Here is a 13,052-nt window from a genome sequence, read left to right as displayed (position 1 = left end):
CCGGCGCCCGCGTATGGCGTCCTCTCCCCCCGAACCCGCAACCATCAGATTGCATCGTGAGACAGGCCGTGTGCGGCGGACGCTTGCGACGGCCTGGGCGAAGCGCTGGGTGAAGATTGTCGCGATGCTTGCCGCGGGTTTCGTAATCGCGGTCGGCGCGTTCTGGCTCATCTTCGCGCGCGATCTTCCGTCGGTCGATCAGCTTCGCACCTATGAGCCGCCGCTGCCGACCAACGTGCGCGGGATCGATGGCGCGCCAATCTATTCCTATGCCCGCGAGCGGCGGGTCGAGCTGTCGTTCGCGGAATATCCGCCGTTGCTGGTGAAGGCTTTTCTGGCGGCGGAGGACAAGACCTTCTTCGAACATCACGGCGTTGATTACACCGGGGTTGCCGGTGCGGTGGTCGATTACGTTTCCAAGCTTGGCACCGGGCGGCGCGCGCGCGGCGGCTCCACGATCACGCAGCAGGTCGCCAAGAACCTGCTGATCGGGAACGCCTATTCGCCCACCCGCAAGGCGAAGGAAGCGATCCTCGCCTGGAAGATCGAGAATGCGCTCAGCAAGCAGCAGATCCTCGAACTCTATCTGAACCAGATATTCCTCGGCCGTAACGCTTATGGCGTCGAGGCGGCGAGCCACGCCTATTTCGATAAGGAACTGAACGAGCTGACGCTGCCGCAGATGGCGTATCTCGCGATCCTGCCCAAGGGCCCGTCGAACTACGATCCGTTCCGCGATACCGATCGCGCGCTCGAACGGCGTAACTGGGCGCTCGGCGAAATGGCGAAAGCGGGCTTTATCACCGCCGCGCAGCGCGATGAGGCAAGGGCGCAGCCGATCGGCGCGATCTCGCACCGCATGCCGAAGTTCGAGAGCGTCGGCGGATATTTCGTCGAGGAAGTGCGCCGCCAGCTCATCGGCAAATATGGCGAGACGGCGCGCGATGGGCCGTACAGCGTCTATTCCGGCGGACTTTGGGTGCGCACCTCGCTCGATCCGAAAGTGCAGAGCTACGCCGCACAAGCGCTGCGTGACGGGCTGCTGCGCTACGATCGCGGGCGTGGCTGGGCCGGGCCGTTGCGGCATGTCAGTTTCGAAGGGGATGGCTGGCTCGGCGCGCTTATCACCTCCAATGTCGCGGTGAATTACAACGATTGGCGCGCCGCGATCGCGATCGCGCGTGACGGCGACGCATGGCGGATCGGCTTCGCCAACGGCCAGACCGGAGAATTGCCGCGCGACCTTGCGCAGATGCCAGTGCGCGGAAAGGGCGGCACCGCCTTTGCGGCGATCAAGCCGGGCGATATCCTCGCGGTCGCCTCGGAGGGAAGCCGCTTCGCGTTGCGCGCCGTGCCAAAGGTATCGGGCGGGTTCGTCGTGCAGGAGCCGGCAACCGGGCGCATCCTTGCGATGCAGGGCGGCTTCGACAGCTCGATCCAGTCCTTCAATCGCGCCACGCAGGCGCTGCGTCAGCCTGGCTCCACGATCAAGCCGATCGTCTATTCGGCCGCGCTGGAACATGGCATGACCCCGGCGTCGATCATCGTTGACGGCCCGTTCTGCGTTTATCAGGGCGCCCGCCTTGGCCAGAAGTGCTTCCGCAATTTCGGCAACAGCCGCGGTGCAGGGCCGCATACGATGCGCTGGGGCATCGAGCAGTCGCGCAACCTGATGACGGTCCGCGCGGCCGCGCAGACCGGGATGACCAACGTCGTCGGCCTGATGAAGACGATGAACATCGGCGATTACCAGCCGTACCTCTCCTATGCGCTGGGTGCGGGCGAGACGACGGTGATGCGGATGGTCAATGCCTATGGCGTGCTCGCCAATCAGGGCCGCTGGCATGCGCCCACATTGGTTGATTTCGTGCAGGATCGTCACGGCAAGGTGATCTGGCCGGAAAACTGGCGCGCGTGCGATCGTTGCAACATGCCCGACTGGGATGGGAAGCCGATGCCGCGCCCCGGCATACGCGGCCGGCAGGTGATCGATGCGATGACCGCTTATCAGATGGTGCATATCACGGAGGGCGTGATCCAGCGTGGCACCGCAACTGTGCTGCGTGATCTCAATCGCCCGATGTTCGGCAAGACGGGCACCAATTCAGGGCCGACCGACGTGTGGTTCATCGGCGGCACGCCGCAAATGGTGGGCGGGCTCTATATGGGTTACGACACCCCGACGAGCCTGGGCGGCTATGCGCAGGGCGGCACGATGGCCGCGCCGATCTTCAAGGAATTCGCCGCAAAGGCGTATGACGGGCTGGAGAAGCTGCCGTTCCGCGCCCCCGAGGGCATTCGCATGGTGCGGATCGATCGTGGCTCCGGCCGCCCGGTATTCGGCGCATGGCCATCGATGGGAGATCCCAAGGCGAGCGTGATCTGGGAGGCGTTCAAGCCGCAGAGCGAGGCGCGCCGCGCGCCGCGTCGCCCGGAAGCGGAGCCATCCGCCGCCGCATCAGCCGCGGCCGGCCCGCGCAATCAGCCGAACGACAGTGAGTTCCTGCAACGCCAGGGCGGGATTTACTGACGCTGTCTGCAACGATCAGGGCCATTGCCGTTTTCCGGCCCGGCGCTTAAGTCCGCCGCCACACTTTCGTCACCCCGGCATGGTCCAGAGAAAGCAGCGATCGTCTTGCCGGGATGACGTGACTTTTGGAGAATTGAGATGCGCGCCGAGGCGCAGGCCCATGTCGATACGATCAAAGAGGCGCTGGCGCTGCTGCGCCGATTCCTCGACTGGGATCGCGCGCTCCGCCGGCTCGACGAGCTGAACGCGCGTGTGGAGGATCCGGCGCTCTGGGGAAATCCCAAGCAGGCGCAGGAAGTGATGCGCGAGCGCCGTCGGCTTGACGAGGCGATCGGCGCGACCAAGACGATCGAGCGCGAGCTGGCCGATACCAGCGAACTGATCGAGATGGCGGAGGCCGAAGGCGACGAGGAAATGGCGCGCGACGGCACCGAGGCGCTCGCCCAGCTCGCCGAGCGCGCGCAGCAGGACAAGGTCAAGGCGCTGCTCGCCGGAGAGGCCGACGCCAACGACAGCTATATCGAGATCAACGCCGGCGCCGGCGGCACCGAGAGCCAGGACTGGGCCGAGATGCTCCAGCGCATGTACACGCGCTGGGCGGAACGTCGCGGCTACAAGGTGGAACTGGTCGACTATCACTCGGGTGAACAGGCGGGCATCAAATCCGCCACGCTGCTGGTGAAGGGCGAGAACGCCTACGGCTACGCGAAGGTCGAGAGCGGCGTGCACCGGCTGGTGCGTATCTCGCCCTATGACAGCTCGGCGCGGCGGCATACCAGCTTCTCTTCGGTATGGGTCTATCCCGTTATCGACGATTCGATCGATATCGAGATCAACGACAGCGAACTGCGCATCGATACGTATCGCGCGTCGGGCGCGGGCGGGCAGCACATCAACACCACCGACTCGGCGGTGCGCATCACGCATTTGCCCACCGGCATCGTCGTGTCGTGCCAGAACCAGCGCAGCCAGCACAAGAATCGCGCCGAGGCCTATAACCAGCTCCGCGCGCGGCTGTACGAGCACGAGTTGCGCAAGCGGGAGGAAGAGGCGAACGCCGTCAACGCCACCAAGACCGATATCGGCTGGGGGCATCAGATCCGTTCGTATGTGCTTCAGCCCTATCAGCTCGTGAAGGATCTGCGCACCGGCACGACATCCACCTCGCCGGGCGATGTGCTCGACGGCGATCTCGACGATTTCATGGCTGCCGCCCTGTCGCAGCGCGTGACGGGCGAGACGGTGGAGGTGGAGGACGTCGATTGAGGCTGGCGCTCGCTTCCGCCGCTTTGGTGCTTCTGCTGGCCGGCTGCGATGGGTCTCAGCCGCTGATCCGGCACGACGAGCGTGAGCCCGGCCCTTTTCCCGCCGCCGACCGGCCGGTCGCGCACATCGTCTCCGCCCGCTGGTCGACCGAGGAGGCGCGCGACCGGCTGAACGAAGCCGTCGCAGTCATGAACCGCGCGCAGATCGCGCCGGGGATGACGGTGGCGGATATCGGCGCCGGCGAGGGCTATTACACCGTCCGCCTCGCCCAGCGCGTCGGCAAGGACGGGCGGGTGCTGGCGGAGGATATCATGCCGGCGGTACGCGATGCGCTTGCAGAGCGCGCCGCACGTGAGCGGCTCGACAATGTCAGCGTGCGGCTTGGCGCGCCCGCCGATCCGAAGCTGCCGGAGGCGAGCTTCGACCGCGTGTTCATGGTGCATATGTACCATGAGATCGAGCAGCCTTACGAGTTCCTCTGGCGGATGCGGCCGTCGCTACGTTCCGGAGGACTTGTGGTCGTGGTCGATGCCGACCGCCCGACCGCGGATCATGGAACGCCGCCCGATCTGTTGCGCTGCGAGTTCGCGGCGGTCGGCTATCAGCTCGTGAAGATAGAGGACATGCCGTCTGCCGGCGGTTATCTGGCGACCTTCCGGGCGACGGGCGGGAGACCCGATCCCACCGCGATCAGGCCCTGCCGCCAGAAATCGCTACAGCAGCCCGCGGGCGCGAAGGCTGATGGCGCGATCCCCGGCCAGCACAAGATGATCGACGAGCCGGATTCCTAAGGCGTTGAGCGCGGTGGCGATCCGCCGGGTCACGGCCAGGTCGTCGCGGCTGGGCTCGGGATCGCCGGACGGGTGATTGTGCGCCATCACCACCTGATCGGCCCCGAACGCAAGCGCATCCCCGGCAATCGCGCGAATCGGCACATCCACCTCGGCGACCGTGGACGAGTGGACATGGCGAACCCCCAAAACTCGGCCACGCGAATCGAGATAGGCGAAGATCGCGATCTCGGTTGCGGTGCAGGCGATCGGCGCGAACAGGCGCATCAAATGCGGATCGATCATCGCGCGAAGGTGCACCCGTCGCGGCTTCCGAGTATCGTCTTTGATCCGAAATGGCTCAATTACCGAGACAATTCTCCGCCTCTTGCCGTTGGTTCGTGCGCCTGCCACTGCTGCTTGCATGATCGACGAGCGGCATTTCGAGAACCAGTATCTGCGGCTGCTGCGAGATGTGTGGGAAAATGGTGACGAGCGGCGCGACCGCACTGGCGTTGGCACCCGATCGCTGTTCGGTCCGACGCTCAGGTTCGATCTTTCGGACGATCAGGTGCCGCTGCTGACCACCAAGCGTGTCGCGTGGAAAACGGCGGCGCGTGAGATGCTGTGGTTTCTCACGGGCGATACGAATATTCGCGAACTGGTGCGTCAGAAGGTTCACATCTGGACCGATTGGCCGCTCGATCGCTATCGCCGCGAAACCGGCGAGGAGATCGATCGCGACACTTTCGAGGCACGCGTGCTGGCGGACGATGCGTTCGCGGCGCAATGGGGCGATCTGGGGCCGGTCTATGGCAAGCAATGGGTAAATTGGGACACGTATGAGCCGGCCGGGGAGGGGCTGTTTCGGCGCGCCGCGCCGGTCAACCAGATTGCCGAGCTGGTAGAGGCGATCCGGAGAAACCCCGCATCGCGCCGCTTGCTGTTCACTGGCTGGAACGTCGCGGAACTCGGCGGAATGGCGCTGCCGCCATGCCATATGACGTACCAATATCACGTCGCGGGGGGGCGGCTGTCCGGGATGTTGTGGCAGCGTTCGTGCGATCTCGGGCTTGGCTTCGCCTTCAACGCGTTCTCCGCGGCGATGCTGCTGCGGATGCTGGCGCAGCAATGCGATCTGGAACCCGGCGAACTGGTGTGGAGCGCCGGCGACGCGCATATCTATCTCAATCACGCGCATCTGGTGGAGGAAACGCTGGCGCGCGCGCCGCGCAGCCATCCGCGCCTGCATATCGCGCGGCGGCCGGAATCGATCTTTGACTATCGGATCGAGGATTTCGCGGTGGCGGATTACGATCCGCATCCGCATATCGCTGCCCCGGTCGCCGTCTAGAAAGCAGCGCCCGCCAGCGTTTCGCGCAGGAAGGCGACGAACGCGGTTACCGCCGGCAATATCGTTGGCGCGCTCGGATGCACCGCATAGATGCCCACGTCTGCCGATCCCTCCCAGTCTGGCAGAATGCGCGCCAATTCGCCGCGATCAAGCGCTTCTCCCACATCCCATAACGAGCGCAGTGCCACGCCGACGCCGCTGATCGCCAGCTCGCGGACGATCTCGCTGGAGTTCGTGGTCACCACGCTGGGCCGGTCGATCGTCGCGCGCCGTGCGCCATTTACCAGGCGCCACGGCATCTGGCCCTTTGCAGCGAGCAATTGGTGATCGGCGAGCATCGCGATCGTGGTCGGTGCGCCATGGGTTGCGAGATAGGATGGCGCGGCGCACAGAATACGACGGCTGGTCCCAATCCGATGCGCGATCAGCCCGGGCGCGATCTCAGGCGCTATGCGGACGGCGAGGTCGATGCGCTCTGCAAGCAGATCGTCGAACACGTCAGACAGATTGAATTCCAGCGCCACACCCGGATGGCGGTCCAGGAAACGGTGGATATACGGCGCGATATGCAGCCGGCCGAAAGAGGTGGGCGCGGATACGCGCACCGGTCCGCTAGGCCCGACGCTGACGCCGGTGACCCGGGCTTCGGCGGCCCGCACTTCCGCGAGGATCGTGATGAGATCGGCATGGAAACGCGCGCCAGCCTCCGTAAGGGCGAGGCGCCGGGTCGTGCGGTGCACAAGTCGGACGCCGAGCCGATGCTCCAGGCGCGCCAGCCGCTTGGATGCCATCGCGGGAGTGATAGCGAGCGCGCGGCCCGCGGCAGAGAGGCTGCCGGCATCCACTATTTCGGCGAAAAGCTCGTAATCGGGATCAAGCATTATTCGTTCTTATGGAGAATAACTGTTTCAACTTCTTATAGCCTATCGAACAGGTTTCGCCCGGTCTATTCTGTGTGTGAAGGAGTTCGGGATGGCGATGATCGATAAGGCGGGTCTGCAGGTCGCGGAGGAACTGGCGCGTTTCATCGATGAGCGCGCCTTGCCCGGCACCGGGCTCGCCGCGGCCGATTTCTGGGCCGGGGCAGCGGCGATCTTCGCTGATCTCGCGCCAGACAATCGCGCGTTGCTGATCGAGCGTGAGCGGCTGCAACAGGCGATTGACGCGCGCTACATCGCGCGCGAGCCGGTGGACGAGGCGTTCCTGCGCGACATAGGCTATCTAGTCGATGAGCCCGCGCAGTTCGCCGTTGGCACCGCCAACGTGGATGAGGAGATCGCCCGGCTCGCAGGGCCGCAGCTCGTCGTGCCGATTCTCAACGCGCGCTTTCTGCTCAACGCGGCGAATGCGCGCTGGGGCAGCCTTTACGATGCACTGTACGGCACGGATGCGATCCCCGGTGCGGCTGCGCCGGGCGGCTATGATGCCGCGCGCGGGGCGCAGGTAATCGCCTGGGCCAAGGCATTTCTCGACGATGCGGTCCCGCTCGCGAGCGGCTCATGGGCGGACCTTTCTGCTGAGCCGGTGTTGCGCGATCCGGCGCAGTTGGTGGGGCAAAGCGAGACGGCGCGCCTCTATCGCCATAACGGCCTCCATATCGAGGTGACGTTCGATCGGGATCATCCGATTGGTCGCAGCGATCCGGCAGGGGTCGCCGATGTCGTGCTCGAATCAGCGCTGACCGCAATCTGCGATCTTGAGGATTCGGTCGCGGCTGTCGATGCCGAGGACAAGGTTGCCGCTTATGCCAATTGGCTCGGGCTGATGCGCGGGGATCTGGAAGACACGTTCGAGAAGAACGGCCGCCCCATGACGCGCCGGCTCAACGCCGACCGGCACTATGCCGGCGTCGATGGCGCGACGGTCACGCTGCCGGGGCGCAGCCTGCTGCTTGTCCGCAACGTCGGCCATCTGATGACCACGCCGGCGGTGCGGCTCGCGGATGGTGGCGACGCGCCGGAGGGTATTCTCGATGCGATCGTCACCAGCCTCATCGCGCTTCACGATCTCCGGCGGGAAGGCGATCTTGCCAACAGTCGCGCCGGTTCGATCTACATCGTAAAGCCCAAGATGCACGGGCCGGTCGAATGTGCTTTCGCAAATCGGCTGTTTGATCGGGTAGAGGATCTGCTGGGCCTGACCCGAAATACGATCAAGGTCGGGGTGATGGATGAGGAGCGCCGCACCTCTGCCAATCTCGCCGCGTGCATCCATGCGGTGCGGGACCGGATCATGTTCATCAACACCGGCTTTCTCGATCGCACCGGCGACGAGATGCACACCGCGATGCGGGCCGGCCCGATGATCCGCAAGGGGGAGATGAAGGCGGCACCGTGGATCGCCGCCTACGAGGATCGCAATGTCCAGATCGGCCTGGCCTGCGGGCTATCTGGCCGGGCGCAGATAGGCAAAGGCATGTGGGCCGCGCCCGACAGGATGGCGGACATGCTGGAGCAGAAGATCGGTCACCCGCTTTCAGGGGCGAATACAGCGTGGGTGCCGTCGCCGACCGCCGCGACGCTGCACGCGACTCACTACCACCGCGTCGACGTTTTCGCTCGGCAGCATGAGCGCTCTGCCGAGCCGGTGGCGCCGCTGGAGAAATTGCTGACGGTGCCTGTCGCAAACGGCCGCAATTGGCGCCCGGAGGAAGTACGCGAGGAACTCGATAACAATGCGCAGGGCATTCTGGGCTATGTCGTGCGCTGGATCGATCAGGGCATCGGCTGTTCCAAGGTGCCGGATATCCATGACGTCGGGCTGATGGAGGATCGCGCGACGTTGCGTATCTCGTCGCAGCATATCGCCAACTGGCTGCTGCACGGCGTTGCCACGAAGGAGGCGGTGGACGAGGCGTTTGCACGGATGGCGGCAACGGTCGATGCGCAGAACGCCGGTGACGCAGCCTATCGCCCGATGGACGGGCAGGGGGATAGCAATCTCGCCTATCGCGCGGCCAGGGCGCTGGTGTTTGAGGGCGTAGAGCAACCGAGCGGCTACACTGAGCCACTGCTTCATAAATTTCGCGCAGAGGCGAAAGCGCGGGGCTAGTCTCTTCCGTCAGATGCGCTTCTCGCCTACCCTCAATCATGATCGCCGCCGTTCACCAGCCATTCAGCCGCATTGACTACAAGCGTAATCAATGGTCACGGAGACGGTACGATGCGGGAATATCTGGTCACGATCATCACCGCCACGGCTGCAGCCTGGCTACTCCAGCAGAGTGCCCCGCCGCCAGCCCAGGCGCTGCCGGCGGGACGACCGGCAGGCGCCGCAACGCGCTGAGCGCGGAATTCGGGGCGTGACGCAGGTTTCTCTCCATCTGGCTCGCGCGGACAATGGCGTGATCGGGCGGGACGGGGGCCTCCCTTGGCGGTTGCCGGCGGACCTCAAGCGCTTCAAATCCCAGACGATGGGCCGTCCGATGATAATGGGCCGAAAGACGTTTGATAGCTTTCCCGCGCTGCTTCCCGGCCGTCGCCATATCGTGCTGACTCGCGATGCCAGTTGGTCAGCCGATGGCGCTGAGATCGCACGGGATGTTGCCGGAGCGCTGGCATTGGCGGGCGAGGATGCCGCGGTTATCGGTGGCGCGGAGATATTCGCTCTCTTCCTGCCGCTCGCCGAGCGCGTCGAGCTGACCGAAGTGCATCTGGCGGCGGATGGTGAAACGATCGTGCCGCCATTCGCGGGCTGGCGAGAAATCGCACGCGAGGATCACCCTGCGGAGGGCGAGCGGCCAGCGTACAGCTTTGTCACGCTGGCGCGATAACGCGCCGCGCGGCTAAGTCGTGTTGAGCCGCCGATCGATTCTGGTCGTCAATCCACCCAAGCGATCATATTCTTCGCGCTGACCGTTGTGATCAGTGGCGACATGGATTGCGGAGCGCGCTGCGTCGCCGCCGAGATCCCGCCGCGTTGCCCTTCAGGCTACGCCGCAAGCGCCAGTGCAGCGCATTCATTTGTGAAATCGGGGCGCATTGCCAGACGTTCGATTCATCCACTGCGGGTTTTTCGCTTAGGCGTGGGGTAAGGCGAGATGCGCGGCGAGCCCGCCCCCGATTGCTTCGTCGAGCGCGAGCGATCCACCATAGAGGCTCGTCAGTTCCGCAACGATCGACAGCCCGAAACCATGCCCGTCGCCTGTCTCGTCCAGCCTGAGCCCCGGCTTCTGCACGCGGGCGCGAAGGTCGGCCGGGACACCTGGGCCATCATCGGCAACGGTGATCCCGATCTGGCGGTGATCCGCGGGATCGATTCTGCCGGTTATCCGCACGCGCGACCGTGCGTAGCGGCACGCATTGTCGATGAGGTTGCCGATCATCTCATCGAAGTCGTGCGGATCGACCGCGACCGCCAGATGGGGTGCTAATTCGACATCAATGGAGATCGCCCGCTCCGCGTGAATCCGGCGGACCGCCGTGACAACGCCGTCAACCGCCGGCGCGACAAGCGTGGTCGCGCGATTATTGGCCGCTGCCGCGCGGGCACGACCAAGATGGTGGCGGATGGTGGCATCGATCCGCGCGACCTGCGCCGCTCGCGCTGGCTCGTCACGAACGTCGAGCGCCAGCGCCGCAACGGGCGTCTTCAGTGCGTGGGCGAGATTCGCGGCGGACTGGCGGGCGGCGCCAAGCGCGGCTTCGTTGTCGCGCGCCAGCGCGTTCAGCTCGGCGGCAAGCGGGCGAAGCTCTGACGGCTGGTTTTCATCGATCGTCGCCTGCCTGCCATCGCGCAACGCCGCGACCTGATCCCGCATCCGTCTTATCGGCCGCAATCCCACGCGAAGCTGCACGATCGTCGCCGCTGCGAGAAGCGCCGCGAGCATGGCCAGGGCCGCTAGTAACGGCAGCAACGCGGCGCGGATCGGACGGGCCAGGATTTCCCGCGGAGCCGCAGCGGTCAATTCCACGTCGCCGTTATCGCTGTGGATCGTCAAACGGCGCGCGTGAATATGCGAGCCGTCCGCCTCGTGGCCTTCCAGCGCGCCGATCCGCGCGCCGTCTTCGTCGGGTCGCTTGCCTTCCGGCATGCGCGGCGGCCTTGGGGGCCCCGGATCCAGTGTCGGGAAGTCGGTCGAGCCGATTGTGCCAGCTGGCCCGACGATCTGCCAGCGCCAGCCCGGCCCCCGCTCGAAGGCGGCAATCCGTCGCCGAAGTCGGTCGCGATCGATGGCCCCATTGTCATCCACACTGCTTGCCAACAGTGACAGTTCGGCATCCAGGCGCCGGTCCAGGCCTTCGATGACGAGCCGTTCGAGAACTCCAGCGATCGCCCAGCCCGCCAACAGCAGTGCGACCAGCGTGGCGACGCCGGAGAGCAACAGCATGCGACCCTGTAACGACCGGGGGAATGTGCGCATCGCGTCAGGCCGGGCAGGTGAGGCTGTAACCTCGACCTCGCACCGTCTCGATGATCTCGGCGCCGACCTTCTTGCGCAGCCGGCCGACGATCACTTCCAGGCTATTGGAATCCACGTCTGCGTCGCCTTCGTAAACGCGCTCAAGAAGCTCCAGCCGCTCGACGACGGCACCGCGGCGTAGCATCAGCTGAGACAGCACGCGCCATTCGAATGCGGTGAGCTTCAGTGGAAGGCCGTCGAGTTCGAATTGCCCTGTCTGGCTGTCGAACGATAGCGGGCCGCAATCGATCCGCGCATTTGCATGTCCTGCGGCGCGGCGCACGATGGCCCTCAGGCGCATGACGAGCTCTTCGACGCGAAACGGCTTGACCAGATAATCGTCGGCACCGGCCTTGAAGCCCGCCACCTTGTCAGACCAGCCATCGCGCGCGGTTAGTATCAGCACAGGCAGGGTCTTGCCGGTCTTGCGCCATGCCTTGAGCACCGACACGCCGTCGAGCCCGGGAAGTCCAAGATCAAGCACCGCGGCGTCATACAATTCGGTGTCGCCCAGATGCGCGGCGTCGATCCCGTCGGCAACGAGGTCGACCGCAAAATTCTCGTCACGCAGTGCTCGTGCGACGCGTGGCCCCAGATCCCTGTCGTCCTCTACCAACAATATGCGCATGCCCGATCCCTATGCCGCCAGCTTAAACTCGAACTGAACGGCATGGTTCAGCGGGGATGGTGGAAGTGCCGTCTAGACATCGGTCATCGATCAACCGCGAAAGGAAATGCGATCGTGACCAACATTGGAAAACTGCGTTTGTCGGCCAAGCAACGGCTTGGTCTGGGCGCCGCCGCTCTGCTTGTCCTTGGCGCCGCCGGCGGGGCGGGTGCAATGTCGATGACGCGACCAACCGTCGAGATGGCGCCCACCGTGCAGACCCCGATTGCGAAGCTCGGCTCGGCGCGGAGCATCGTAAGCGTGCGCGGCCGCGTGGCGGAAGTCTATGGCGACCGCTTCATCGTGCAGGATCCGACGGGGCGCGTGATGGTCGATGCGGGGCGCGGCGACCACGCGGGGCTGGCGACGGGCAACTCTGTGCTGGTCCAGGGCCGTTATGATGACGGTCAGTTGAAGGCGCGCTTCCTGGTCGACAGGTTCGGCAGTGTCGAGGAGGTCGGTCCGCCGCCACCGCCGGGGGGAGCGCGCCATCGTCCGGGCCACGACGGGGCGCCGCCGCCCCCGCCTGGCCGCGACGGCCCACCTGCGCCCCCGCCGGGCGGTGTGTCGCCACCTCCCGGGGCTGGCGCGCCGCCGCCCGCACTGGACGCCAACGGTATCGCCGCCGGCGCGCCTCAACCAGGCGTGACACCGCCCCCGCCGCCGACGCAGCCCGGCGCGTCTCCGGCGGCGCCGCGCCGCTGACCGGATTGGAAGGCGGGCACCTGCCCGCCTTCCGTTTTTGTTGCGCCAGGGGGGCACGAAAACCGCAACCACGCCGGATATTTCCGGTCTGCGCTGGGTTCCGCCATAACAACAGGCAAGGATCTGCATGACCACGATCGCCAAGCCGATCTCGACTGTGGCGGCGAGCGACAGCAGCGACACGCGCCGCGCCAGAAGCGCGCTGCAATCGCTCAACTTCTCCATGGCCGACATGCAGGCCGGGATCGGCCCATTGCGCCCGGCCTGCGCCGGGGCGCAGGACCCGGGCGGCGATGGCCGCCGTGCCGGAAACAAGTGATGCGACGACCATCGCGCCTCGGTCCTGACGTCCGCACGGT

General features: G+C 65.5%; 13 protein-coding genes. 9 read left to right on the top strand and 4 right to left on the bottom strand.

Features of this window, described 5'->3' with window-relative positions:
- The first annotated feature begins 13 nt into the window (after nucleotides 1-13).
- The 3 genes from ACM61V_RS13925 to ACM61V_RS13915 all read left to right on the top strand — a co-directional run bounded on the left by ACM61V_RS13925 (nucleotide 14) and on the right by ACM61V_RS13915 (nucleotide 4,587).
- Nucleotides 14-2,530, top strand: coding sequence for a transglycosylase domain-containing protein (locus ACM61V_RS13925; protein ID WP_137786269.1), 2,517 nt, complete (start codon nucleotides 14-16; stop codon nucleotides 2,528-2,530).
- Nucleotides 2,531-2,668: 138 nt separating this feature from the next.
- Nucleotides 2,669-3,796, top strand: a complete 1,128-nt coding sequence (prfB, locus tag ACM61V_RS13920; protein WP_137786268.1) for a peptide chain release factor 2 — start codon at nucleotides 2,669-2,671, stop codon at nucleotides 3,794-3,796.
- Between the two features lie 2 nt (nucleotides 3,797-3,798).
- Nucleotides 3,799-4,587, top strand: a complete 789-nt coding sequence (locus ACM61V_RS13915; protein WP_137786481.1) for a class I SAM-dependent methyltransferase — start codon at nucleotides 3,799-3,801, stop codon at nucleotides 4,585-4,587.
- On the opposite strand, the gene ACM61V_RS13910 is transcribed toward ACM61V_RS13915, so the two are convergent.
- Nucleotides 4,510-4,887 carry a JAB domain-containing protein gene (locus ACM61V_RS13910; RefSeq protein WP_249341489.1) on the bottom strand — a complete coding sequence of 126 codons (378 nt, stop codon included), beginning with the start codon at nucleotides 4,885-4,887 and terminating at the stop codon, nucleotides 4,510-4,512. The genes ACM61V_RS13915 and ACM61V_RS13910 overlap by 78 nt on opposite strands.
- Nucleotides 4,888-4,990: 103 nt before the next feature.
- Here ACM61V_RS13910 and thyA point away from each other — a divergent pair, with 103 nt between their 5' ends.
- Nucleotides 4,991-5,920: a thymidylate synthase gene (gene thyA, locus ACM61V_RS13905; RefSeq protein ID WP_137786267.1), complete on the top strand. Its 930-nt coding sequence runs from the start codon at nucleotides 4,991-4,993 to the stop codon at nucleotides 5,918-5,920.
- Here thyA and ACM61V_RS13900 read toward each other — a convergent pair.
- Entirely contained in the window at nucleotides 5,917-6,801 is an 885-nt protein-coding gene (locus ACM61V_RS13900; RefSeq protein ID WP_137786266.1) for a LysR family transcriptional regulator, read from the bottom strand. The two genes, thyA and ACM61V_RS13900, sit on opposite strands and share 4 nt — an antisense overlap.
- Nucleotides 6,802-6,898: 97 nt before the next feature.
- Between ACM61V_RS13900 and ACM61V_RS13895 the strand changes: the two genes are divergently transcribed.
- The 3 genes from ACM61V_RS13895 (at nucleotide 6,899) to ACM61V_RS13885 (ending at nucleotide 9,692) form a co-directional block, all read left to right on the top strand.
- Nucleotides 6,899-8,971 carry a malate synthase G gene (locus ACM61V_RS13895; protein ID WP_137786479.1) on the top strand — a complete coding sequence of 691 codons (2,073 nt, stop codon included), beginning with the start codon at nucleotides 6,899-6,901 and terminating at the stop codon, nucleotides 8,969-8,971.
- 111 nt (nucleotides 8,972-9,082) lie between these two features.
- On the top strand, nucleotides 9,083-9,205 hold the full coding sequence (locus ACM61V_RS13890) for a hypothetical protein (RefSeq protein ID WP_283214531.1): 123 nt from the start codon (nucleotides 9,083-9,085) through the stop codon (nucleotides 9,203-9,205).
- 16 nt (nucleotides 9,206-9,221) lie between these two features.
- The gene (locus ACM61V_RS13885) at nucleotides 9,222-9,692 is read left to right on the top strand and encodes a dihydrofolate reductase (protein WP_249341488.1); all 471 of its coding nucleotides are present in this window, start codon (nucleotides 9,222-9,224) and stop codon (nucleotides 9,690-9,692) included.
- Between the two features lie 246 nt (nucleotides 9,693-9,938).
- On the opposite strand, the gene ACM61V_RS13880 is transcribed toward ACM61V_RS13885, so the two are convergent.
- The gene (locus ACM61V_RS13880; protein ID WP_137786264.1) at nucleotides 9,939-11,249 is read right to left on the bottom strand and encodes a sensor histidine kinase; all 1,311 of its coding nucleotides are present in this window, start codon (nucleotides 11,247-11,249) and stop codon (nucleotides 9,939-9,941) included.
- A gap of 37 nt (nucleotides 11,250-11,286) precedes the next feature.
- The gene (locus ACM61V_RS13875; RefSeq protein ID WP_137786263.1) at nucleotides 11,287-11,949 is read right to left on the bottom strand and encodes a response regulator transcription factor; all 663 of its coding nucleotides are present in this window, start codon (nucleotides 11,947-11,949) and stop codon (nucleotides 11,287-11,289) included.
- 114 nt (nucleotides 11,950-12,063) lie between these two features.
- On the opposite strand from ACM61V_RS13875, the gene ACM61V_RS13870 reads away from it, so the two are divergent.
- Both ACM61V_RS13870 and ACM61V_RS13865 read left to right on the top strand, forming a co-directional pair.
- Complete coding sequence (locus tag ACM61V_RS13870; RefSeq protein WP_171007537.1) at nucleotides 12,064-12,693, top strand: hypothetical protein; 630 nt, start codon at nucleotides 12,064-12,066, stop codon at nucleotides 12,691-12,693.
- Between the two features lie 127 nt (nucleotides 12,694-12,820).
- Nucleotides 12,821-13,012, top strand: coding sequence for a hypothetical protein (locus ACM61V_RS13865; protein ID WP_137786261.1), 192 nt, complete (start codon nucleotides 12,821-12,823; stop codon nucleotides 13,010-13,012).
- The last annotated feature ends 40 nt before the right edge of the window (nucleotides 13,013-13,052 follow it).

The sequence above is a fragment of the Sphingomonas sp. TX0543 genome, assembly GCF_048565505.1.
Lineage (GTDB): Bacteria > Pseudomonadota > Alphaproteobacteria > Sphingomonadales > Sphingomonadaceae > Sphingomonas.
The sequence above is the reverse complement of the archived record's forward strand: the minus strand, read 5'-3'. Positions and strand labels throughout refer to the sequence as shown.

Bases quoted from the DNA above. Each gene is read 5' to 3' on its own strand.
- ACM61V_RS13925 (WP_137786269.1), top strand. From the start codon at position 14: ATGGCGTCCTCTCCCCCCGAACCCGCAACCATCAGATTGCATCGTGAG.
- prfB (WP_137786268.1), top strand. From the start codon at position 2,669: ATGCGCGCCGAGGCGCAGGCCCATGTCGATACGATCAAAGAGGCGCTG.
- thyA (WP_137786267.1), top strand. From the start codon at position 4,991: ATGATCGACGAGCGGCATTTCGAGAACCAGTATCTGCGGCTGCTGCGA.
- ACM61V_RS13900 (WP_137786266.1), bottom strand. From the start codon at position 6,801: ATGCTTGATCCCGATTACGAGCTTTTCGCCGAAATAGTGGATGCCGGC.
- ACM61V_RS13895 (WP_137786479.1), top strand. From the start codon at position 6,899: ATGATCGATAAGGCGGGTCTGCAGGTCGCGGAGGAACTGGCGCGTTTC.
- ACM61V_RS13890 (WP_283214531.1), top strand. From the start codon at position 9,083: ATGCGGGAATATCTGGTCACGATCATCACCGCCACGGCTGCAGCCTGG.
- ACM61V_RS13880 (WP_137786264.1), bottom strand. From the start codon at position 11,249: ATGCTGTTGCTCTCCGGCGTCGCCACGCTGGTCGCACTGCTGTTGGCG.
- ACM61V_RS13875 (WP_137786263.1), bottom strand. From the start codon at position 11,949: ATGCGCATATTGTTGGTAGAGGACGACAGGGATCTGGGGCCACGCGTC.
- ACM61V_RS13865 (WP_137786261.1), top strand. From the start codon at position 12,821: ATGACCACGATCGCCAAGCCGATCTCGACTGTGGCGGCGAGCGACAGC.